The organism is Gracilibacillus caseinilyticus (assembly GCF_022919115.1).
In the GTDB taxonomy this organism is placed as follows: Bacteria; Bacillota; Bacilli; order Bacillales; family Amphibacillaceae; genus Gracilibacillus; species Gracilibacillus caseinilyticus.
The window spans coordinates 1,106,841-1,128,985 of sequence record NZ_CP095072.1 but is presented as its reverse complement, the minus strand read 5'-3'; the positions used below and the strand labels follow the sequence as shown (position 1 = coordinate 1,128,985).

The window sequence follows — 22,145 nt, the reverse complement described above, 5'->3', positions numbered from 1 at the left end:
ACACTGAGTAGCTACAGCGGTTGGATCTCGGCTTTGAAGACAGCCTCCATTAATTTCAATGCTTCATGATTATGTCTGTGTGTATTAGACGCAATACAATTTTCTGGCACATGCAACGTATAACCGCGCATGTGGGCATCATTTGCAGTAAATAACACACATATATTTCCTGCGATACCTGAGATAATTAGATGCTCAATACCGAGTTGTTCCAGTAAAGATCGTAATGGTGTCCTGAAAAAACCAGACATTTGCGGTTTCATAATAAAGTAATCTTCTTCATCCGGTAGGCCTCTCTGGATAATGGGTTCATTTTCTTCAGTTAAACAGGTTTGTGCAATTTGTTTAAAATCTGTTTCCCATGTATTATAATGATCATTAATATAGATGACAGGAAGTTTTTGTTTTTTTGCATATTGTTTCAACTGATCCATGCTAGGTAAAATTTCTTTCGTATTGTTTAACAGTAAGTTGCCTTCGTGAAAATTAAAATCATTGATCATATCGATGATTAATACGGCTGTATTTTTCATGGGCTCACCTCTTTTATACTTCTGTTGACAAGATACCCTAATATAGCATAATTCATGCATGGCTTATTCTATAACAGCAACAATTATTTTCATAAACAAAAGTGTGGGATGATAATGACGGATCAAGAGTATATGTTAATGGCAATGGGGGAAGCGAGAAAAGCTGAGGTATTAGGTGAAGTGCCAATTGGTGCTGTAATCGTTTATCAAGATCAAGTGATTGCCACATCGTTCAATTTACGTGAAAAATTACAAACAACGCAATCTCACGCGGAAATGCTCGCCATTGATAAAGCAAATCAGGTTATTGGCAGCTGGCGTCTAGAGGACTGTGTGTTATATGTAACCCTCGAGCCATGTCCAATGTGTGCAGGAGCTATTTTGCAATCTCGAATAACAAAAGTAGTGTACGGAGCTAAGGACCCGAAGGCAGGATGTGCTGGTTCATTGTTTAATTTATTAGACGATGAACGCTTTAATCATCAAGTTGAGGTGGTACCAGGAGTTCTGGAGGAAGAATGCGGAAAAATGCTGACCGATTTTTTTCGATCGTTGCGGCAAAAGAAAAAAGAGCAGAAGAGTGATTAGAAGCGTGGATGCTCGTTACAATCAATACTGGTAAAAGTTGATAGTGGAAAAATAGAGTAAGTAATTGATTTTTTTAGAACTTAGGGTTATACTAGTAAATGCGCTTTTCTTATAGCGCAAATGAATATGTTAGCAAATTTGCCGTGCTAGGTGGGGAGGTAGCGGTGCCCTGTACTCGCAATCCGCTATAGCGAGACTGAATACCTTGCTGAGGTGCCGTTATTTTAAGGTCTGCCTTAAGGGAGTAGTGTTGACACTCGGGTCCCGCGCAACAGGAACTCGTGAACCATGTCAGGTCCGGAAGGAAGCAGCATTAAGCGAAACTTCCTGTGTGCCGCGGGGAAGCCTGGGTCGAGCTATGAACTTAAGTAACGCTTAAGGTAGCGTCATCGAAGCTTGGTGCACGGCGTTAATAATACAAAGACAGCCTCTTGTGATGCACAAGAGGTTTTTGTTATACATTAGGAAAGTTAGCAGAGTAGTAATTCGACGCGGTCAAAATTTTATAAGAATAATCAGCTTTTATAGATGAAAAAAAGATATTCTTGTATTCCATATTTTCGCTCGTTTTTAATAAAGGGATTTGCTACAATATAAGAAGAAATAATTTGAAAAGGGGATCAGTGATGGGCTATCAAGCATTATACCGTGTCTGGCGTCCGAAGAATTTTGAAGATGTAGTTGGACAAGTACATATTACTCGCACCTTGCAAAATGCTGTTATGCAAGACAAGTTCACCCACGCTTACCTATTTTCAGGTCCCCGAGGCACGGGAAAAACAAGTGCTGCCAAAATTTTTGCCAAAGCAGTCAATTGTCAAAATGGTCCTGCATTAGAGCCATGTAATGCATGTGATGCGTGTATTGGGATTCAGGATGGTTCGATATCAGATGTGGTTGAGATCGATGCCGCCTCGAATAATGGTGTGGAACAGATTCGTGATATTCGTGATAAAGTGAAATATGCTCCGAGCGCCGTTACGTATAAGGTGTATATCATTGATGAGGTGCATATGCTATCGATTGGTGCCTTTAATGCCTTATTGAAGACACTGGAAGAGCCACCAAAGCACGTTATCTTTGTATTGGCAACCACCGAACCACATAAAATACCACTAACGATTATTTCCAGATGTCAGCGATTTGACTTTAAACGAATTGCACAGTCTGCAATGGTTGAGCGCATGAAAAAAATTATTGCAGCAGAAAATATATCGGTAACAGACGAAGCACTGGAAGGTGTTGCACTATCGGCAGAAGGTGGTATGCGTGATGCGTTAAGCTTGCTTGATCAGGCTATTTCCTATAGTGAGGAACAAGTGACGATCGATGACGTTCTCGCTGTAACTGGTTCTGTATCCCAAGCAAAATTAGCGAAGATCGTAAACACGATGCACGAGAATGAGGTTAAGGAATCGTTGCTGGAGATCGATGCCATGATTCAAGAAGGGAAAGATCCTGGCCGATTTGTTTTTGACCTTATCTATTATTTGCGAGATATTTTGTTATATCAGACTGCATCATCTTTAGAAAATGTGCTGGAACGAGCTATTGTTGATGATGCGTTTCAATCATTGGCGCAAAGTTTAGATTCCCAATGGATCCAAGGAGCCATTAAAGAACTGAATCTGTGCCAACAGGAAATAAAGTGGACAAACAGCCCGAAAGTTTTCATAGAAGTTGCAGTGTTGAAAATCTGTAACCAAAGTAATAGCACCCAGACGAATGTGGCATCTTTACCTGAAGTAGAGAAGTTACAGGAAAAATTAACGAAGCTGGAGCAACAATTAAGCCAATTGCAAAAACAACCTGTTCAGCAACAGCAGGAAACACAACAGCAGGCTCCAAAACGAAATGCATCTGTCGGCCGAAACAGCTATAAAGTGCCATATGATCGTATTCGTAACGTGCTGAACGGTGCATCGAAAGAAGCTATCAAAAAAATAAGAGCCCAGTGGCCGTCCTTTATGGATGCATTGAAGAAACAAAGTGCTCCTGCGCATGCAACGATTCAGAATAGTAAGCCAAGTGCAGCATCAGAAGACGTTGTAGTGATAGCATTTCGTTATGAAATTCATTGTTCACTTGCATTAGAGCACAAACAAACGATAGAATTAATGTTATCAGAGTCAACCGGACAGAATATCACCTTCATTCCAATACCTGAATCGGAATGGGCATCATTACGAGAAGAGTATGTTCGCAAACAAAAAGCGCAAGGTGAGGAGTCTGGAGAACAGGATGAATCTTCTGTTCAGACAGAAGGGGATCCACTGGTAGACAACGCTAGAAAGTTAGTCGGCGATGATTTATTAGAAATACGTGATTAATCAATACAATAGATATTATTAGGAGGGTTTTTCCATGCGTGGTGGAGGAAATATGAACAAAATGATGAAACAAATGCAAAAAATGCAAAAAGATATGATGAAAGCTCAGGATGAGTTGCAAGAAATGACGTTTGAAGCAACTGCTGGTGGTGGAATGGTAAAAGTAGTGGCAAACGGAAAGAAAGAAATCACTGATATTGAAATTAAAGAGGAAGTCGTAGATCCTGACGATGTCGAAATGTTACAAGACCTTATTTTAGCGGCAACTAATGAAGTGCTAAAAGAAGTAGATGATAAAACAAATGATACGATGGGTAAATTCACAAAAGGATTAAATTTACCTGGAGGAATGTTCTAGGAGGATTCTCATGTATTATCCTGAACCGATATCAAAGCTGATCGACAGCTTTACAAAATTGCCAGGAATCGGTCCTAAAACTGCCGTGCGCCTGGCATTCTTTGTCTTAAACATGAAAGAAGATGACGTATTAGATTTTGCCAAGGCTTTGGCCAATGCAAAGCGAGAATTAACGCATTGCAGTACATGTGGTCATATTACGGATCAAGATCCATGTGCTATTTGTCAAGATGATATGCGCGATCAATCCTTGATCTGTGTTGTTCAAGATCCAAAAGATGTAATTGCTATGGAAAAAATGAAAGAATTTAATGGCAAGTACCATGTGTTACATGGAGCTATATCACCGATGGATGGTATTGGTCCTGAAGATATTAATGTGCCATCTTTAATCAATCGTTTAAAAGATGAAGGGATTGAAGAATTAATATTAGCAACTAATCCTAATATTGAAGGGGAAGCAACTGCTATGTATATTTCGCGATTGGTAAAACCTTCCGGCATTAAGACAACCAGAATTGCTCACGGCCTGCCGATGGGTGGAGATTTAGAGTATGCGGATGAAGTGACACTCTCTAAAGCATTAGAAGGCAGAAGAGAAGTATAACGTAGGTGAAAAAATGATTCGTTCAAAAAAAATAAAAAAACAAGACCTTGACCAGCAAATCCTTGAGAGTATGTTTCAATTAAAGAAGCAATGGACGTATTTAGACAGCATTTTGGATCGAAGTATCGACCCTACTGAATCGGGCCAGTTTGATTTGGCGATTACAAAGGCAAAATATTTTTATTTAATGAGAGAAGCGAGAATAAGAAAATTATCTGCTAATCAATAAAAGTCTTCTAAAAAAGAGTTTTTCTTCATATAGATCTAATAATACTATTTATATGAAGGGGACAAGCAGATGGAATGGTGGGTAATTGTTGGAATCATTGTGTTAATTGCAATTCTATTAACAGTAGGAATTCCGTTTAATCTTGTCAAAGGCAGCGGACAAGTTGTCATGAAACTAACCATTGGAGTATTGTTTCTATTTTTCTTCAACTTGTTTGGCGCATCATTTGGGCTGCATATACCGATTAATGCATTTACTGCTCTAATGGTTGGACTGCTAGGCTTACCGGGTATTGCCTGTCTAACAGCCGCGCACATATTTATTCTATAAAAATAACTCTTCTTATATAGAAGGGTTATTTTTTTATCTGCAAGGAAAGTAAATAACTACTGCCACCAAGGTGAAAGGGAGAAAGTGCCAAAGATTAAAAATAGTAAAGGTTCTTATAAGATTATGTAAAGTGGAATTGTATTGCAATGTGGTCATTTTGATAGTTATTATATGTATAGCAAAGCTCCGGAAATATGCTCCGCGTCCTGTGGGGGCGGGTCCTCAACCATACGTTATATAGGAGCGAGTGGTTTTTAGTCCGGTTTTTCTTAAGTTGATGTTTAAATGGTTTGCTATAATGGAATAAGATATATAAGGAAGAATGAAATAAGAGCAACATGGAAATCGAGGTATAATTACTGGTAAATAATTCTTTTTTAAAAAACTATTGCGTTACGTATTTAAATTATGATACTATGTATTAGTCGCTTTGAAAGGCGAAACAAACAAAAACATTTTCTCGAAAAAAAGTTATTGACTCTTAGTTGAGTAAATGTTATACTAATTAAGTCGCCAAAAAACGGCTAACAAAATGATTTGATCTTTGAAAACTGAACAAAACAACCAGTATGAATTAATAAACAAGCTAGCTTATAGAAGCGAGCGCAAGTCAACTTTATTGAGAGTTTGATCTTGGCTCAGGACGAACGCTGGCGGCGTGCCTAATACATGCAAGTCGAGCGCGGGAAGCTAACTGAATCCTTCGGGAGGACGTTAGTGGAACGAGCGGCGGACGGGTGAGTAACACGTGGGCAACCTGCCTGTAAGATTGGGATAACCCCGGGAAACCGGGGCTAATACCGGATAATACATTGCTTCGCATGAAGGAATGTTGAAAGATGGCCTCTGGCTATTACTTACAGATGGGCCCGCGGCGCATTAGCTAGTTGGTGAGGTAACGGCTCACCAAGGCAACGATGCGTAGCCGACCTGAGAGGGTGATCGGCCACACTGGGACTGAGACACGGCCCAGACTCCTACGGGAGGCAGCAGTAGGGAATCTTCCGCAATGGACGAAAGTCTGACGGAGCAACGCCGCGTGAACGAAGAAGGTTTTCGGATCGTAAAGTTCTGTTGTTAGGGAAGAACAAGTGCCGTTCAAACAGGGCGGCACCTTGACGGTACCTATCGAGGAAGCCCCGGCTAACTACGTGCCAGCAGCCGCGGTAATACGTAGGGGGCAAGCGTTGTCCGGAATTATTGGGCGTAAAGCGCGCGTAGGCGGTTTCTTAAGTCTGATGTGAAATCTTGCGGCTCAACCGCAAGCGGTCATTGGAAACTGGGGAACTTGAGTGCAGAAGAGGAGAGTGGAATTCCACGTGTAGCGGTGAAATGCGTAGATATGTGGAGGAACACCAGTGGCGAAGGCGACTCTCTGGTCTGTAACTGACGCTGAGGTGCGAAAGCGTGGGGAGCGAACAGGATTAGATACCCTGGTAGTCCACGCCGTAAACGATGAGTGCTAGGTGTTAGGGGGTTTCCGCCCCTTAGTGCTGCAGTTAACGCATTAAGCACTCCGCCTGGGGAGTACGGCCGCAAGGCTGAAACTCAAAAGAATTGACGGGGGCCCGCACAAGCGGTGGAGCATGTGGTTTAATTCGAAGCAACGCGAAGAACCTTACCAGGTCTTGACATCTTCGGATGTCCCTAGAGATAGGGAGTTCCCTTCGGGGACCGAATGACAGGTGGTGCATGGTTGTCGTCAGCTCGTGTCGTGAGATGTTGGGTTAAGTCCCGCAACGAGCGCAACCCTTGATCTTAGTTGCCAGCATTAAGTTGGGCACTCTAAGGTGACTGCCGGTGACAAACCGGAGGAAGGTGGGGATGACGTCAAATCATCATGCCCCTTATGACCTGGGCTACACACGTGCTACAATGGATGGTACAGAGGGCAGCGAAACCGCGAGGTCAAGCAAATCCCATAAAACCATTCTCAGTTCGGATTGCAGGCTGCAACTCGCCTGCATGAAGCCGGAATCGCTAGTAATCGTGGATCAGCATGCCACGGTGAATACGTTCCCGGGCCTTGTACACACCGCCCGTCACACCACGAGAGTTGGCAACACCCGAAGTCGGTGGGGTAACCTTTGGAGCCAGCCGCCGAAGGTGGGGCCAATGATTGGGGTGAAGTCGTAACAAGGTAGCCGTATCGGAAGGTGCGGCTGGATCACCTCCTTTCTAAGGATTAATAGAAAGGCGAAAGCACCCGTTTAGCGACGTACAAACTGGACTGAACCGAAGGAGATAAAGGAAACACAACGAACTTTTGTGAGTTGATGTTGACTTATCGTACGGAGGTGAAGGAAGTTTGCTAGGCGCTGGGTGCTGTAGCTGGACATATTACGGAACACCTTTTACAAGGTGACAAATCATACTTGGTTGTTTGGTTCAGTTTTGAGAGATCAATACTCTCTTGAACTTGTACCTTGAAAACTAGATAAGAGTAATCAGGACGTGGAAGCAACTGCTTGACAGCTGTGGAAACGAAACTGATGACAAGACATCAAACAATAACCAACTCGCTTTTCATTGAAATAAAGTAAGTATAGTTAAGTGAAGAAGGGCGCACGGTGGATGCCTTGGCACTAGGAGCCGATGAAGGACGGGACAAACACCGATATGTCTCGGGGAGCCGTACGTAGGCCTTGATCCGAGAATTTCCGAATGGGGAAACCCTCTGCTCGTCATGGAGTAGAACATTTATCTGAATCCATAGGATAAATGAGGCAGACCCGGGGAACTGAAACATCTCAGTACCCGGAGGAAGAGAAAGCAAACGCGATTTCCCGAGTAGCGGCGAGCGAAACGGAATTAGCCCAAACCAAAAAGCTTGCTTTTTGGGGTTGTAGGACACTCCTTTGGAGTTACAAAGAAATACATTAGACGAAGTGGTCTGGAAAGGCCCATCATAGAAGGTAACAATCCTGTAGTCGAAAATGTGTTTCCTCCGGAGTGGATCCTGAGTACGGCGGAACACGTGAAATTCCGTCGGAATCCGGGAGGACCATCTCCCAAGGCTAAATACTCCCTAGTGACCGATAGTGAACCAGTACCGTGAGGGAAAGGTGAAAAGCACCCCGGGAGGGGAGTGAAAGAGAACCTGAAACCGTGTGCCTACAAGTAGTCGGAGCCCTTTTATGGGTGACGGCGTACCTTTTGTAGAATGGACCGGCGAGTTACGATCCCCTGCAAGGTTAAGTGGAAGACACGGAGCCGCAGCGAAAGCGAGTCTGAACAGGGCGTTTTAGTAGGTGGTCGTAGACCCGAAACCGTGTGATCTACCCATGTCCAGGGTGAAGGTCAGGTAACACTGACTGGAGGCCCGAACCCACGCACGTTGAAAAGTGCGGGGATGAGGTGTGGGTAGGGGTGAAATGCCAATCGAACACGGAGATAGCTGGTTCTCTCCGAAATAGCTTTAGGGCTAGCCTCAAGGCATGTATGTTGGAGGTAGAGCACTGATTGGACTAGGGGCCCTTACCGGGTTACCGAATTCAGTCAAACTCCGAATGCCAATCATATTACCTTGGGAGTCAGACTATGGGTGATAAGGTTCATAGTCGAAAGGGAAACAGCCCAGACCGTCAGCTAAGGTCCCAAAGTATACGTTAAGTGGAAAAGGATGTGGCGTTGCATAGACAACCAGGATGTTGGCTTAGAAGCAGCCATCATTTAAAGAGTGCGTAATAGCTCACTGGTCGAGTGACGCTGCGCCGAAAATATACCGGGGCTAAACGTATCACCGAAGCTACGGATTGATCTACGATCAATGGTAGGAGAGCGTTCTAAGTGCAGCGAAGTCAGACCGTGAGGACTGGTGGAGCGCTTAGAAGTGAGAATGCCGGTATGAGTAGCGAAAAAGAAGTGAGAATCTTCTTCACCGAATGCCTAAGGTTTCCTGAGGAAGGCTCGTCCGCTCAGGGTTAGTCGGGGCCTAAGCCGAGGCCGAAAGGCGTAGGCGATGGACAACAGGTTGATATTCCTGTACCACCCAATTCCGTTTGAGTGATGGGGGGACGCAGAAGGATAAGGAATGCGCACCACTGGATGTGTGCGTTGAAGCAGTAAGTGAGTCAGATAGGCAAATCCGTCTGGCAATCACAAGCTGTGATCAGGAGGGAAATATAGTACCGAAGTTCCGGATTTCACGCTGCCAAGAAAAGCCTCTAGCAAGGAAAAGGGTGCCCGTACCGCAAACCGACACAGGTAGGCGAGGAGAGAATCCTAAGGTGATCGGGAGAACTCTCGTTAAGGAACTCGGCAAAATGACCCCGTAACTTCGGGAGAAGGGGTGCTTCTTTTGCGAGAAGCCGCAGTGAAAAGGCCCAAGCGACTGTTTAGCAAAAACACAGGTCTCTGCGAAGCCGTAAGGCGAAGTATAGGGGCTGACACCTGCCCGGTGCTGGAAGGTTAAGGGGATGCGTTAGCATTAGCGAAGCGTTGAACCGAAGCCCCAGTAAACGGCGGCCGTAACTATAACGGTCCTAAGGTAGCGAAATTCCTTGTCGGGTAAGTTCCGACCCGCACGAAAGGTGCAACGACTTGGGCACTGTCTCAACGAGAGACCCGGTGAAATTATACTATGCGTGAAGATGCGCATTACCCGCGACAGGACGGAAAGACCCCGTGGAGCTTTACTGTAGCCTGATATTGAATGTTGGTACAGCTTGTACAGGATAGGTGGGAGCCTGAGATACGTGAGCGCTAGCTTACGTGGAGGCGCCGGTGGGATACCACCCTGGCTGTATTGACCTTCTAACCCAGAACCGTGATCCGGTTCGGAGACAGTGTCAGGTGGGCAGTTTGACTGGGGCGGTCGCCTCCTAAAATGTAACGGAGGCGCCCAAAGGTTCCCTCAGAATGGTTGGAAATCATTCGCAGAGTGCAAAGGCAGAAGGGAGCTTGACTGCGAGACCTACAAGTCGAGCAGGGACGAAAGTCGGGCTTAGTGATCCGGCGGTACCGAATGGAAGGGCCGTCGCTCAACGGATAAAAGCTACCCCGGGGATAACAGGCTTATCTCCCCCAAGAGTCCACATCGACGGGGAGGTTTGGCACCTCGATGTCGGCTCATCGCATCCTGGGGCTGTAGTCGGTCCCAAGGGTTGGGCTGTTCGCCCATTAAAGCGGTACGCGAGCTGGGTTCAGAACGTCGTGAGACAGTTCGGTCCCTATCCGTCGTGGGCGTTGGAAGTTTGAGAGGAGCTGTCCTTAGTACGAGAGGACCGGGATGGACACACCGCTGGTGCACCAGTTGTTCTGCCAAGAGCATCGCTGGGTAGCTACGTGTGGAAGGGATAAGTGCTGAAAGCATCTAAGCATGAAGCCCCCCTCAAGATGAGACTTCCCATCACGTAAGTGAGTAAGATCCCTCAGAGACGATGAGGTTGATAGGTTCGAGGTGGAAGCATGGTGACATGTGAAGCTGACGAATACTAATAGATCGAGGACTTATCTATACAAATGTTTCTGATGTGCAACGGTTCGTTGATGTCTGTCTCTTGTCTTATCTAGTTTTTAGGGTGCAAACCCATGTAATAATATAGGATGATCGATTAAAATCGTCACATCCATGTGACAACATCGATCGACCAACATCCTTGTTGGTCTGGTAGCGATAGCGAAGAGGTCACACCTGTTCCCATGCCGAACACAGCAGTTAAGCTCTTCAGCGCCCATGGTAGTTGGGGCTCGCGCCCCTGCAAGAGTAGGACGTTGCCAGGCAAACCAAAACATCTCAGTCGAAGGACTGGGATGTTTTTTTGTTTAAAATATACGAATGAGATTTCCTGTTTTAGGAATGTGTGATGAATAAATTTCAATGCTTAAAAGGAGGGCTATTAAATAGATGATATGTCCTATTTTGACAAAATGAATGTATCCTGCACACTGTAGATACTATCTAGGAATTAGACACAGGCATATATCGTTGCGGGCCCATTAGGTAGCTTGTAAAATTAGATCTTTTAATAGTGGTAGAAGGCAGTCTATAGTGTAGGCCAACCATTTAGTTTATAGTTGCTTTTGAAAAATTCTCTACACATAGGTTTAATTATACGGATTTTGTGTTTACGCAATACCTGGATTATCCTACCTTCTTACGAAACGGGATTAGTTTCATTCATAATAACATATTATTTGACTATGCTAAGATAGTATAAGTAACGTTATGAACGGGAAGCTTCAGGATATTTTCCGAATAACAAATGTCGAATCATACATAACAGAATATAATAAATTAAAATGTTTCACGTGAAAAAAGTGAAAAAATGTCGATTAAAGTAAATAGAAAAAATCTAGTATACTTTGTATATTTTTTAATAGATTGGTCATACTAACTAATGGAGGTGTGACAAATGGGGAATAATAATATACATTGTTGTGGAGTATGTAAACAAATGAGAACAGAAGGAATCTTACTTTTCGGGTTTTATATTTGTCATGAGTGTGAACAAGAGATCGTAGCGACAAATCCGAGTGATGCAAGCTATCAATACTATGTAGAAAAATTAAGATCTATCAATCAATCTTCATATACTATATAATGGAGTCACGCTTCGTGATTCTATTTTTTTTTGAAATAAGTGAAGGGATAAAGTTAAACGATTATTGATCATTTGAATGATATTAAGAGGATTTAAGATAGAATAGTAAAGTAAAAGAGATGATGAAGATGATGCTTAACCAAAGTGATATCCCGCTTTATCAAGCGATCAAAAGTTATAAGGTGAGAAATAATCATTCTTTCCATGTTCCTGGGCATAAAAATGGAAACGTATTTGTTTCATTTGCAAAATCAGATTTTCTTGAGTATATGCAAATGGATTTGACAGAGCTTGATGGATTAGATGATTTACACGCACCGGATGGAGTGATTGAGCAAGCCCAGGCGCTTGCATCTGATTGGTTTCAATCGCGCAACACTTATTTTCTTGTGAATGGAAGTACAGTTGGGAACCTAGCGATGATAATGGCTACTTGTCAGCCAGGAGAAGAAGTGTTGGTGCAGCGAAACTGCCATAAATCTATTTTGCACGGAATGGAATTAGCTGGGGTGCGACCTATTTTCTTACCACCTCAATACGATAGAGTGAAAAAACGCTACACAAATCCATCACAACATGTTATACACCAAGCCATCGAACAGTATCCCGCAGCGAAAGCTTTGATGCTGACATACCCTGATTATTTTGGAGAAACATTTCGGTTAGAGGATGCGATTTTTATGGCACATCAACATAATATTATCGTATTGGTAGATGAGGCACATGGTTGCCATTTCTCTATTCCGCATGTTCCAAAACGCTCTGCGGTAGAGTTAGGGGCGGATATAGTAATTCATTCTGCACACAAAATGACACCAGCGTTTACTATGGCAGCTTTCCTGCATGTACAAACGGAACGAGTAGATCAAGAAAAGCTTCGTTATTATTTGCAGATGTTGCAATCAAGCAGTCCATCCTATCCAATTATGGCAAGTCTGGATTTGGCTCGCTATTATTTAGCACATTTCAGTGAAGAGCACTATCAACAGTTACAACAGTATGTGATGAAGCTGCGCAGTCTTCTAGGCGATTCTTCACACTGGACAGTGGAGGAAAGTGATGATCCACTGAAGATTAGTTTACGAATAATAAATGGAAACACGAATCAAGTAAAAAAGCTTTTTCAGAAGGAGAAGATGTATCCGGAACTAACAACAGACAACCACTTGTTGCTGGTAATAGGACTGGAACCAGTTCTGGAGATCGCAACGATGAAAGCAAAGGTATTACGGATCGATAACGCATTAAGTTTTTCATCAAATCATGCTACAATAATAGAAAGTACCGATTATTTTCATGAAGAAATTACACGTTTGGCCAGATCCTACGCGGATATGCGGGCCTTATCGATGCGCTGGTCCACATGGGAAAAAGCTATTGGCGAAATTGCTGCAGAAGCAATTATACCTTATCCGCCTGGAATTCCATTATTGGTCAAAGGGGAAAAAATCAGTACGTCAGCTGTAAGGAAAGTGAAGCAGCTAATGAACGAAAAAATTAGTATCCAACCGCTTAACAGAGAAAACGGTTTATATATATTTGATGGATCAGAAGGAGAATGAACGTGTTTATTACATTTGAAGGTGGCGAAGGAGCAGGTAAGTCTACAATATTAGAGAGGTTAACAGAACGTTTAATCACTGAAGGCTACCCTGTTCTGGCAACAAGAGAACCAGGGGGAATTCCGATTTCAGAGAGTATTCGTGAGGTGATTCTGGACACAAATAATACAATGATGGATGCTCGAACAGAAGCTTTATTATATGCGGCAGCGAGACGTCAGCATCTTGTTGAAAAAGTAATACCAGCGCTCCAAGCTGGAAAGATCGTCTTGTGTGATCGTTTCGTCGATAGCAGTCTTGTCTATCAAGGAGCGGCAAGGGGGATAGGGATAGAAGAGGTATTTCAAATCAATCAATTTGCGATAGCAGATCAAATGCCGGATTTGACATTGTTTTTTGATATTCTGCCTGAAAATGGCCTAAAACGGATTTCAACGAACAGTGACAGGGAACAAAATCGTTTGGATTTAGAATCATTGGCATTCCATCAAGACGTATACCGAGCCTATATGACTTTATTAGAAAAATTTCCAGAACGAATCAAGAGAATTGATGCAAATTTTGGTATACTAGAAGTAGAAGATCAAGCATATAACAAAATTAAAGAACATCTATAGTCATAGGTATCCAATAAAAGGAGGCGACAAACGGTGAAGTTAATAATGGCGGTTGTACAAGACAAGGATAGTAATCGGTTAGTAGACGCACTGGGTGAGAAACAGTTTAAAACGACCAAATTGTCATCTACTGGAGGGTTTTTAAAAGAAGGAAATACGACCTTAATGATTGGTTGCTCTGATGAATATGTTGATCAGGCACTAGAAATTATCCGTGATAATTGCAGTAGACGAGAACAGATGGTATCACCAGTATCACCAATGGGAGGAAATGCTGACTCTTATATCCCTCGACCTGTTAATGTAGAGGTTGGAGGTGCAACAGTCTTTGTTGTACCTGTCGAATCATTTCATCAATATTAAAAGGTAGGTTTCGCTAACTATGAAGATTAGCCAAGAGATCCGAACGCAGCTGGAGGCTCTCAATAAAAAAGAACAGCAGCAACGACCACCATCTCAACGATTTGATGCCATCGTAAAACAACAATCAACTCAGTTAAAACAAGCAGAATTACAAAAACTAATGAGTGAATTAACGGCACAAGGGAAAAAAATTGCCCGTTTTCGATCATTTAAGGATGTAGCTACTTACAAGCGCATGGTGAAACGATTCGTCAAAGAAGCTGTCGACCATGGAATTGCTTTAAAGCAATCGCACAGTTTTTTGCTTGATGGTGATAATCGTAAGCTGACGATCGTCGAAGAAGTCGATCAAAAACTGGTTGAATTATCGGAGTCTATGCTGGATCAAGAGAAAAATTCTATTCAGATATTGGATTTAATAGGGGAAATCAAGGGGCTCTTGATTAACCTGTATACCTAGAGAGTAAAAGAGGATCGATTAGCGATGGAAACTAATCCATCCTCTTCTTTCATGTATATTGCAGAACTAAAGTAATCATCAAACTATATAGAAAGTAGGCTATGTAATGGACGCTTTATGGTCAGACATGCTAGAAAAACAACCAATCGTCAGTCAAATGATGATCAACAGCATTACAAAATCAAGAATCTCACATGCCTATCTTTTTCATGGCGATAAAGGAACAGGAAAATATGAAATGGCCCAATTATTTGCGATGAGTATCTTCTGTCAACAGAGATCAACGATCGAACCTTGTCAGCAATGCAGTGACTGCCGCCGTATTAAAAGTGGTAATCATCCTGATCTGCACATCATTATTCCAGATGGCGCCAGTATAAAAAAAGACCAGATACTTCATTTGCAGAAAGAGTTTACCTATACTGGACTTGAATCAAATAAAAAAATGTATATTATTTCACAGGCAGAAAAAATGACAGATAATGCATCCAATCGATTATTGAAATTTCTAGAAGAACCTAGTAAGCAGACAACTGCCATTTTACTGACAGAAAATAGTCATTCCGTTTTATCTACAATTCGGTCAAGATGCCAAATGATGGCATTCAAGCCACTTAATCCTAATCAGTTGCGGGAAAGTTTGCAAGAAGAAGGTTTAACGGAAGCAAATGCCCGCCTGATGACATCGATCACGAACAATTTGACAGAGGCAATGGAGAAAAGTAAAGATACTTGGTTTGCACAGTCACGAAAATTAGTGGTACAATTAATTGAAATGCTTCAACAAAATCAAGACGAAGTGCCAATTTTTGTGCATACACAGTGGATGCCACATTTTACAGAGCGAGTACAATTACAAGAAGGACTGGATTTATTAATGTTATGGTTTCGTGACATGGTTCAAATTCATTTGGACGAGCCTTCTGCAATTGTCTACACAAATCATCAGGAAAAGCTGGAAGCTGCAAGTATACACTGGTCATTAGAACATGCCACGGAAAACTTACAGCATATTATGACAGCTAAACGAAAATTAGAATCAAATGTGCACCCACAGTTAGTATTGGAGCAATTAACACTTCACATTCAGAGGTGAATATTTGTGATAGAAGTTATTGGTGTCCGCTTTAAAAAAGCGGGTAAAATATATTATTTTGACCCAGATGATGTAAAGATTGATAAAGACGATTATGTCATTGTGGAGACGGTAAGAGGAATTGAGTTTGGGAAAGTTGTAGTTTCGAATAAACAAGTAGACGAAGAAGATGTCGTACTTCCACTGAAGAAAGTTATTCGTATCGCCAGTGATAAGGATAAACTGATTGTCGTCGAAAATAAAGAAATTGCAGAAGAAGCTTATAACACTTGCCAGAAGAAAATTAAAGAACACGGTTTGGAAATGAACTTAGTAGATGTAGAGTACACCTTTGATCGAAATAAGGTAATCTTTTATTTTACAGCGGATGGCAGAGTCGATTTTCGTAATTTAGTAAAGGATCTTGCATCTGTCTTCAAAACCAGAATTGAGTTGCGCCAAATTGGAGTTAGAGATGAGGCGAAGTTACTCGGTGGTATTGGTCCTTGTGGACGTATGCTCTGCTGCTCTACTTTCTTAGGAGATTTCGAACCGGTTTCAATTAAAATGGCAAAAGACCAAAACCTTTCTTTAAATCCTTCCAAGATTTCTGGACTTTGCGGCCGGTTAATGTGTTGTTTGAAATATGAGAACGATGACTATGAAACGGCTAAAAAAGAATTACCAGATATAGGGGAAGAAATTAAAACAGCCTATGGCCATGGGAAGGTTGTAGGACTGAACATTCTAGAGAGACTGATCCAGATTGAGATTCCTGAGAAGGAACGAATGATTGAATATACGCTGGACGAGTTGATTGAAGAAGGAGTTATCAAAACCCAGGCAACAGAATAATGGGGTGGAAGTGACGTGAAGAAAAAAGAATTATTTGAGCAAGTGTCCGATATGGAAGAGCAAATTGGTCAATTATATCAACAACTAGGTGATTTAAAGCAACAATTAGGAGAGATTTTAGAAGAAAATCACCGTTTGGAAATGGAAAACCATCATTTACGACAACGATTAGATACAGAAGTGGAAGAGCAAGATCGCAACCATACAGAGAATGAAGATGATCCGGCAATCGGTGAAGGGTATGATAACTTAGCAAGACTTTATGAAGAAGGCTTTCATATTTGTAATGTTCATTTCGGCAGTCCAAGACAAGAAGGCGATTGCCTCTTCTGCCTCCTTTTCCTAAACAAAACAAAATAAGCATATAAAAAAGCTGACATCTAGAATGTCAGCTTTTTTCTTCATGAATAAAGAAAGTATATAAGTACAGTCATAGAAGCAATCATGCCGAATATCAGCTGGCTTCTTATAATATGGATTATGTAAAGTAGCTGTTTTGTGGTCATTTTGAAATGATTCATGTGCTGGGAGACCGCTCCGGCCAACTACTTCGCGTCCTGCGGGGCACGGCTGAAGCTAACTTTGTGAAGAAGAACGCTTCACAAAGTGGATCTTCAGCACCTGCATGTCCCGCGGGAGTCTACGTGGTTGGCCTACGCTAGGATAAGGTCTCTACAACTTTTGTAAGTGCTAGTATATTGACCGAATGCATATATAACAGCCATCGAATGAATAACATAATGCCTAGAACAACTGCTTTAAGCTGTTCCAATCATTGTAGTACTTCACTTAAGCGTAGGAAATATGCGGAGACTCCCGTGGAATCAGCGCGAGCTGAAGATCCATTTATGAAAGAAAATTCTTTTCTTTCATAAATTAGCTGAAGCCGTGCCCACAGGACGCGGAGCATATTTCCGGAGCTTTGCTACAAACATTAAAAATGTCAAAATTACCACATTGTAATTCAATGCCACTAGTTCTACTTTACATAATCCATATTATAGGAAGCTTTGCATATACTTAAGATAATTAGAAATAAGCGGGTTTATGTTGAGACCATTAAAAAATCTTCATAATTCTTTGCGCTGCAGGTAGGATTGGTATACACTTAATTTTTGAACGTATTACAGAACGTTAATTAGTAAGGAGTAACGAGCCATGAAACTGAAAGATGATGAACGAATCGATGATCTCTTAGCAAATCAAACAATGAAAATTATACAAAGCCCTTCCGTATTTGCTTTTTCTATCGATGCTGTATTATTGGCAGACTTTGCATCTGCACCAAGAACTAGAGGAAACATACTGGATTTATGCTCAGGTAATGGTGTTATTCCGCTATTATTATCACAAAGGTCGAACGTACCCATTACAGGAGTAGAACTTCAGGAGCGGCTATATGATATGGCATGCCGCAGTATTGATCTAAATCAACTAAACGGCCAGCTTAAGATGATTCATGGCGATCTAAAAGATATGCCCGATCATTTTAAAAATAATAAGTTTGATTTAGTAACGGTGAATCCACCATATTTTCAAACGAGTAATAAAGATCACCACAATCATAATGAGTATTTAACAATTGCAAGGCATGAAATCTACTGTACGTTAGAAGATGTGATACAATCATGTAGTAAACTGGTCAAGTCTGGTGGCAAAGTGGCAATGGTTCACCGTCCGTCACGTCTGGTCGATATTATCACGTTATTCAGACAATATAAAATAGAACCGAAACGAATTCGTTATGTGTATCCGAAACAGGGAAAAGAAGCGAATATCTTATTAATAGAAGGAATACGAGATGGTAATCCCGATCTCCACATGTTACCGCCGTTATATGCTTTCGATGAAAACGGAGATTACACAAAAGACTTGGAAGGAATACTATATGGAAGAACGTAAGCATTTTGTCTATATTCTGAAGTGTAAAGATAATACACTCTACACCGGTTATACTACTAATGTTAAACGACGTATGCGCATGCATGAAGATGGAAAAGGAGCGAAATATACGAGAGGCAGAGCCCCTTTTCAATTAGCATATCAAATGCAGTGTGAAACGAAATCAGATGCATTACAACTAGAAGCAAAAATTAAAAGACTGTCGAGAAAACAGAAAGAACTATTAATCAAAGAAGCAGGGCAAGGAGGATATCCTACCAATGCAAATTCAAAAAAGCTATCAGAATGAATCCGAAAAAGGAACACTCTATGTTGTACCAACACCTATCGGTAATTTAGACGATATTACATTCCGGGCTCTAAAAGTGTTAGAACAAGCGGATATCGTGTTGGCTGAAGATACGAGAAATACAGGGAAGTTACTGCATCATTTTGAGTTGAAGAAGAAAATGATCAGCTATCACGAACATAATAAAATGGCGAGAGAAGATCAGATTATCGATATGCTGCAAAAAGGGAAAATGCTAGCTTTAGTCAGCGATGCAGGAATGCCAGGCATATCCGATCCTGGTTATGAAATCATTCGTGCAGCAATTGATGCAGATTATTCGGTAGTAGTATTACCTGGAGCAAGTGCTGCATTATCTGCGCTTGTAGGATCTGGTTTACCAACAGATCAATTTTACTTCTATGGTTTTTTACCGAGAAAGAAAAAAGATCGCGATCAGGCACTGCAGTTATTACAGTCGATTGATACGACATTTATTTTGTATGAATCACCACATCGGATTGTTGATACGTTACAACTATTAGCAGATAGTCTTGGTGATCGACGTGTGGCAGTAGCACGAGAGCTAACGAAAAAATTTGAAGAGTTCATTCGGGGAAATCTGGCAGAAGTGTCGAATTGGATCACAGATAATCCGGTTAAAGGGGAATGTGTCATTCTGGTAGAAGGAGTAAAGCTAGAAGATCAGGTTGATTGGTGGGAAGACCTTACCTTATCGAAACATGTCGAACAATTAATAGAACGAGAACAGGTCTCCAGCAAAGAGGCGATTAAATCAGTAGCTAAAGCTCGCAATATTCCGAAAAGAGAAGTGTATAGCGCTTATCACATGGAGTAAAAAAAAAGCGACCTATAAAATAGATCGCTTTTTCTTATTATTTGTTCATTTTGTTTTGGATTTCATCTACAAGTGCTTTAGCGCCTTCTGGGCTAAGAACTAGCTTTCCATCTGCTAAAGTGATGTTATCATCCGAAATGTCACCAGTAATATGACAAGTCATATTTGGTTTGTATTTTTGTAAGATGATACGCTCATCATCTACATAAATTTCTAGAGCATCCTTTTCCTGGATACCTAGTGTACGACGAAGTTCGATCGGAATTACTACACGACCTAATTCATCAACCTTTCTTACAATACCTGTTGATTTCATTATTTATTCTCCCCTTTGATAAATAAATTCGGCAATATTCGACATCTATAGCGTTATAATACCATTAGTTCCCATTAATGTCAAACCTAAAATATCTATTTTTTTCAAGGTTTTTAAAAATATTTCTAAAAAATCAGGACTATAGAAGATGCTATGAATTCGACAAAAATTTTGTTAAGCTGTGTCGGATTTGGCTAAAATGTTTTTATGATGGAAAAATGATCGAAAAATCGCTACAATAAAGGCAGACTGTTTATTATGAAGAGAATTGCATTGAGGAGGTAAGAGGATGACAGAGCAGAACAAAACTTTTTATATAACGACACCGATCTACTATCCAAGTGGAAATTTACATATCGGCCATGCCTATAGTACGGTTGCGGGAGACGCCATGGCTCGTTACAAGCGACTGAGAGGATATGATGTCCGTTACTTAACGGGAACGGATGAACATGGACAAAAAATCCAAAAGAAGGCCGATGAAGCGGGGGTAACGCCTCAAGCTTATGTAGATGAAATTGTCAGCGGTATTAAAGACCTGTGGGAAAAGCTAGATATTTCTTACAGTGATTTTATTCGAACAACAGAGGATCGACACAAAAAAGTTGTCGAAAAAATCTTCGCACAATTGTTGGATCAAGGTGATATTTACTTGGACGAATATGAAGGAAGCTACTGCACGTCCTGTGAATCGTTTTTCACCGAACGTCAGCTAGAGAATGGCCGTTGTCCTGATTGTGGGGGACCGGTAGAACAAGTGAAGGAAGAATCTTATTTCTTTAAAATGAGCAAATATGTTGATCGTTTATTAGCTTTTTATGAAGAAAATCCAACATTCATTCAACCGGAAAGCCGTAAGAATGAAATGATTAATAACTTTATCAAGCCAGGCCTTGAAGATTTAGCAATTTCCCGAACTACTTTTGATTGGGGAATCAAAGTGCCAGGAAATCCAAAGCATGTCATTTATGTCTGGATTGATGCACTAAGTAATTACATTACAGCATTAGGCTATGGAACTGATGACGATACCTTGTATCAAAAATATTGGCCAGCGGATGTTCATTTAATGAGTAAAGAAATTGTGCGTTTCCATACGATCTATTGGCCGATCATGCTTATGGCACTTGATTTACCATTACCGAAGAAAGTGTTTGCTCACGGATGGATTTTGATGAAAGACGGGAAAATGTCGAAATCAAAAGGTAATGTCGTAAATCCGAATGATTTAACTGATCGCTATGGTCTAGACGCTTTACGTTATTATTTACTTCGTGAAGTACCATTTGGATCTGATGGTGTGTTTACTCCTGAAGGATTCGTCGACAGAACCAATTATGACTTAGCAAATGATTTAGGTAATTTGCTGAATCGTACCGTTGCCATGATTAATAAATATTTTGACGGTCAGATTCCAGCATTTAAAGCGTCTGAAAAAACCTATGATGAGCAATTAGAGGCATTAGGCAAAGAAACAGTGGAAAATGTCGAAAAAGCATTAGATGAAATGGGCTTTTCCGTTGCGTTAACGCACATTTGGAAATATGTTAGCCGTACGAACAAATATATCGATGAGACAGAGCCATGGGTGCTGGCGAAAGATGAAGAAAAGAAAGAGCGTTTAGGAAATGTCATGGCACACTTAGTCGACAGTTTACGACGAATCGCAATCTTATTACGTCCGTTCTTAACGGAGACACCGGGCCGAATCTTTGAACAAATTGGTGTTCAAGATGAAAATCTTCATTCATGGGAGAGTTTAAACGAATCTGACGTGATCGCAGCAGGCACAAAGGTAGTGAAGAAAGACCCGATCTTCCCGCGTTTAGATGTTGAAAAAGAAGTACAGACGATTAAAGACATGATGAAAAAACCGGAACCAGAGAAGCAAGAAGAACCAACTGAAGAAACGAACGAAATAACCTATGATGACTTTATGAAGCTGGATTTACGGGTGGCGGAAGTTACCCATGCAGAAAAAATGGAGAATGCCGACAAATTATTGCGTATCCAACTGGATTTAGGGACGGAGAAACGCCAAGTAGTATCAGGGATTGCTAAATATTATTCACCTGTGCAACTAGTAGGCAAAAAAGTTATTTGTGTAACTAACCTGAAACCAGTTAAACTGCGCGGACAGCTCTCAGAAGGTATGATTTTGTCTGGCGAAGATAAAGATGGATCACTATCGTTAGCCACAGTTGAATCGAACCTCCCGAACGGATCCGTTGTAAAATAAGTAAGACAAAACAGACGCTTATCAGTTAATATGATAAGCGTTTCTGTTTCGTATATCAGGACCAGCCGGTATTTAACAGTACCATCATAATAGATAAAGGAGGATTTGT

Annotated in this window: 20 protein-coding genes, 3 rRNA genes and 1 other RNA gene; 22 read left to right on the top strand and 2 right to left on the bottom strand. The window is 41.4% G+C overall.

Annotation, left to right across the window (positions count from 1 at the left end; genetic code table 11):
• Nucleotides 1-11 precede the first annotated feature (11 nt).
• Complete coding sequence (locus MUN88_RS05570; protein WP_244721891.1) at nt 12-533, bottom strand: cysteine hydrolase family protein; 522 nt, start codon at nt 531-533, stop codon at nt 12-14.
• A 114-nt stretch (nt 534-647) separates the two neighbouring features.
• On the opposite strand from MUN88_RS05570, the gene tadA reads away from it, so the two are divergent.
• The 21 genes from tadA (at nt 648) to rsmI (ending at nt 19,481) form a co-directional block, all read left to right on the top strand.
• Nucleotides 648-1,121 (top strand): tRNA adenosine(34) deaminase TadA, encoded by a 474-nt coding sequence (tadA, locus tag MUN88_RS05565; protein ID WP_244721887.1) that lies wholly within the window; start codon nt 648-650, stop codon nt 1,119-1,121.
• Nucleotides 1,122-1,262: 141 nt separating this feature from the next.
• Nucleotides 1,263-1,528: signal recognition particle sRNA large type (gene ffs, locus MUN88_RS05560), an RNA gene on the top strand.
• 219 nt (nt 1,529-1,747) lie between these two features.
• Nucleotides 1,748-3,451 carry a DNA polymerase III subunit gamma/tau gene (gene dnaX / locus MUN88_RS05555; protein WP_244721878.1) on the top strand — a complete coding sequence of 568 codons (1,704 nt, stop codon included), beginning with the start codon at nt 1,748-1,750 and terminating at the stop codon, nt 3,449-3,451.
• Nucleotides 3,452-3,485: 34 nt separating this feature from the next.
• On the top strand, nt 3,486-3,809 hold the full coding sequence (locus MUN88_RS05550; RefSeq protein ID WP_244721876.1) for a YbaB/EbfC family nucleoid-associated protein: 324 nt from the start codon (nt 3,486-3,488) through the stop codon (nt 3,807-3,809).
• 10 nt (nt 3,810-3,819) lie between these two features.
• Complete coding sequence (gene recR / locus MUN88_RS05545) at nt 3,820-4,416, top strand: recombination mediator RecR (protein ID WP_244721874.1); 597 nt, start codon at nt 3,820-3,822, stop codon at nt 4,414-4,416.
• A 13-nt stretch (nt 4,417-4,429) separates the two neighbouring features.
• Entirely contained in the window at nt 4,430-4,645 is a 216-nt protein-coding gene (locus MUN88_RS05540; protein ID WP_244721871.1) for a YaaL family protein, read from the top strand.
• A gap of 69 nt (nt 4,646-4,714) precedes the next feature.
• Nucleotides 4,715-4,975: a pro-sigmaK processing inhibitor BofA family protein gene (locus tag MUN88_RS05535; protein WP_244721869.1), complete on the top strand. Its 261-nt coding sequence runs from the start codon at nt 4,715-4,717 to the stop codon at nt 4,973-4,975.
• Between the two features lie 615 nt (nt 4,976-5,590).
• A 16S ribosomal RNA gene (locus MUN88_RS05530) occupies nt 5,591-7,153 on the top strand.
• 369 nt (nt 7,154-7,522) lie between these two features.
• Nucleotides 7,523-10,434: ribosomal RNA gene (locus MUN88_RS05525) — 23S ribosomal RNA — on the top strand.
• A 148-nt stretch (nt 10,435-10,582) separates the two neighbouring features.
• Nucleotides 10,583-10,699, top strand: a 5S ribosomal RNA gene (gene rrf, locus MUN88_RS05520).
• The 16S, 23S and 5S rRNA genes sit together here, the layout of an rRNA operon.
• 632 nt (nt 10,700-11,331) lie before the next feature.
• Nucleotides 11,332-11,520: a sigma factor G inhibitor Gin gene (locus MUN88_RS05515; protein ID WP_369809943.1), complete on the top strand. Its 189-nt coding sequence runs from the start codon at nt 11,332-11,334 to the stop codon at nt 11,518-11,520.
• Between the two features lie 128 nt (nt 11,521-11,648).
• Nucleotides 11,649-13,082, top strand: coding sequence for an aminotransferase class I/II-fold pyridoxal phosphate-dependent enzyme (locus tag MUN88_RS05510; protein WP_244721868.1), 1,434 nt, complete (start codon nt 11,649-11,651; stop codon nt 13,080-13,082).
• Nucleotides 13,079-13,699 carry a dTMP kinase gene (tmk, locus tag MUN88_RS05505; RefSeq protein ID WP_244721867.1) on the top strand — a complete coding sequence of 207 codons (621 nt, stop codon included), beginning with the start codon at nt 13,079-13,081 and terminating at the stop codon, nt 13,697-13,699. Before MUN88_RS05510 ends, tmk begins: the two co-directional genes overlap by 4 nt.
• A 33-nt stretch (nt 13,700-13,732) precedes the next feature.
• Nucleotides 13,733-14,062 (top strand): cyclic di-AMP receptor DarA, encoded by a 330-nt coding sequence (gene darA, locus MUN88_RS05500; protein WP_244721865.1) that lies wholly within the window; start codon nt 13,733-13,735, stop codon nt 14,060-14,062.
• Between the two features lie 19 nt (nt 14,063-14,081).
• Complete coding sequence (locus MUN88_RS05495; protein ID WP_244721864.1) at nt 14,082-14,522, top strand: YaaR family protein; 441 nt, start codon at nt 14,082-14,084, stop codon at nt 14,520-14,522.
• A gap of 106 nt (nt 14,523-14,628) precedes the next feature.
• Nucleotides 14,629-15,618, top strand: a complete 990-nt coding sequence (holB, locus tag MUN88_RS05490) for a DNA polymerase III subunit delta' (RefSeq protein WP_244721857.1) — start codon at nt 14,629-14,631, stop codon at nt 15,616-15,618.
• A 6-nt stretch (nt 15,619-15,624) separates the two neighbouring features.
• Nucleotides 15,625-16,452 (top strand): PSP1 domain-containing protein, encoded by an 828-nt coding sequence (locus tag MUN88_RS05485; RefSeq protein WP_244721854.1) that lies wholly within the window; start codon nt 15,625-15,627, stop codon nt 16,450-16,452.
• A 15-nt stretch (nt 16,453-16,467) separates the two neighbouring features.
• Complete coding sequence (gene yabA, locus MUN88_RS05480) at nt 16,468-16,812, top strand: DNA replication initiation control protein YabA (RefSeq protein WP_244721852.1); 345 nt, start codon at nt 16,468-16,470, stop codon at nt 16,810-16,812.
• A gap of 798 nt (nt 16,813-17,610) precedes the next feature.
• Nucleotides 17,611-18,354: a tRNA1(Val) (adenine(37)-N6)-methyltransferase gene (locus tag MUN88_RS05475; RefSeq protein WP_244721849.1), complete on the top strand. Its 744-nt coding sequence runs from the start codon at nt 17,611-17,613 to the stop codon at nt 18,352-18,354.
• Entirely contained in the window at nt 18,341-18,643 is a 303-nt protein-coding gene (locus MUN88_RS05470) for a GIY-YIG nuclease family protein (protein WP_244721847.1), read from the top strand. Before MUN88_RS05475 ends, MUN88_RS05470 begins: the two co-directional genes overlap by 14 nt.
• Complete coding sequence (rsmI, locus tag MUN88_RS05465) at nt 18,615-19,481, top strand: 16S rRNA (cytidine(1402)-2'-O)-methyltransferase (RefSeq protein ID WP_244721844.1); 867 nt, start codon at nt 18,615-18,617, stop codon at nt 19,479-19,481. The genes MUN88_RS05470 and rsmI overlap by 29 nt, the downstream gene beginning before the upstream one ends.
• A gap of 37 nt (nt 19,482-19,518) precedes the next feature.
• Here rsmI and abrB read toward each other — a convergent pair whose 3' ends face one another.
• Nucleotides 19,519-19,797, bottom strand: coding sequence for a transition state genes transcriptional regulator AbrB (abrB, locus tag MUN88_RS05460; RefSeq protein ID WP_244721841.1), 279 nt, complete (start codon nt 19,795-19,797; stop codon nt 19,519-19,521).
• Nucleotides 19,798-20,086: 289 nt separating this feature from the next.
• On the opposite strand from abrB, the gene metG reads away from it, so the two are divergent.
• Nucleotides 20,087-22,036, top strand: coding sequence for a methionine--tRNA ligase (gene metG / locus MUN88_RS05455; protein ID WP_244721838.1), 1,950 nt, complete (start codon nt 20,087-20,089; stop codon nt 22,034-22,036).
• Nucleotides 22,037-22,145 lie beyond the last annotated feature (109 nt).

What these genes read in the sequence shown, in the direction of transcription:
- MUN88_RS05570 (WP_244721891.1), bottom strand. Translation starts at nt 533, where the DNA reads ATGAAAAATACAGCCGTATTAATCATCGATATGATCAATGATTTTAAT.
- tadA (WP_244721887.1), top strand. Translation starts at nt 648, where the DNA reads ATGACGGATCAAGAGTATATGTTAATGGCAATGGGGGAAGCGAGAAAA.
- dnaX (WP_244721878.1), top strand. Translation starts at nt 1,748, where the DNA reads ATGGGCTATCAAGCATTATACCGTGTCTGGCGTCCGAAGAATTTTGAA.
- MUN88_RS05550 (WP_244721876.1), top strand. Translation starts at nt 3,486, where the DNA reads ATGCGTGGTGGAGGAAATATGAACAAAATGATGAAACAAATGCAAAAA.
- recR (WP_244721874.1), top strand. Translation starts at nt 3,820, where the DNA reads ATGTATTATCCTGAACCGATATCAAAGCTGATCGACAGCTTTACAAAA.
- MUN88_RS05540 (WP_244721871.1), top strand. Translation starts at nt 4,430, where the DNA reads ATGATTCGTTCAAAAAAAATAAAAAAACAAGACCTTGACCAGCAAATC.
- MUN88_RS05535 (WP_244721869.1), top strand. Translation starts at nt 4,715, where the DNA reads ATGGAATGGTGGGTAATTGTTGGAATCATTGTGTTAATTGCAATTCTA.
- MUN88_RS05515 (WP_369809943.1), top strand. Translation starts at nt 11,332, where the DNA reads ATGGGGAATAATAATATACATTGTTGTGGAGTATGTAAACAAATGAGA.
- MUN88_RS05510 (WP_244721868.1), top strand. Translation starts at nt 11,649, where the DNA reads ATGATGCTTAACCAAAGTGATATCCCGCTTTATCAAGCGATCAAAAGT.
- tmk (WP_244721867.1), top strand. Translation starts at nt 13,079, where the DNA reads ATGAACGTGTTTATTACATTTGAAGGTGGCGAAGGAGCAGGTAAGTCT.
- MUN88_RS05495 (WP_244721864.1), top strand. Translation starts at nt 14,082, where the DNA reads ATGAAGATTAGCCAAGAGATCCGAACGCAGCTGGAGGCTCTCAATAAA.
- holB (WP_244721857.1), top strand. Translation starts at nt 14,629, where the DNA reads ATGGACGCTTTATGGTCAGACATGCTAGAAAAACAACCAATCGTCAGT.
- MUN88_RS05475 (WP_244721849.1), top strand. Translation starts at nt 17,611, where the DNA reads ATGAAACTGAAAGATGATGAACGAATCGATGATCTCTTAGCAAATCAA.
- MUN88_RS05470 (WP_244721847.1), top strand. Translation starts at nt 18,341, where the DNA reads ATGGAAGAACGTAAGCATTTTGTCTATATTCTGAAGTGTAAAGATAAT.
- rsmI (WP_244721844.1), top strand. Translation starts at nt 18,615, where the DNA reads ATGCAAATTCAAAAAAGCTATCAGAATGAATCCGAAAAAGGAACACTC.
- abrB (WP_244721841.1), bottom strand. Translation starts at nt 19,797, where the DNA reads ATGAAATCAACAGGTATTGTAAGAAAGGTTGATGAATTAGGTCGTGTA.
- metG (WP_244721838.1), top strand. Translation starts at nt 20,087, where the DNA reads ATGACAGAGCAGAACAAAACTTTTTATATAACGACACCGATCTACTAT.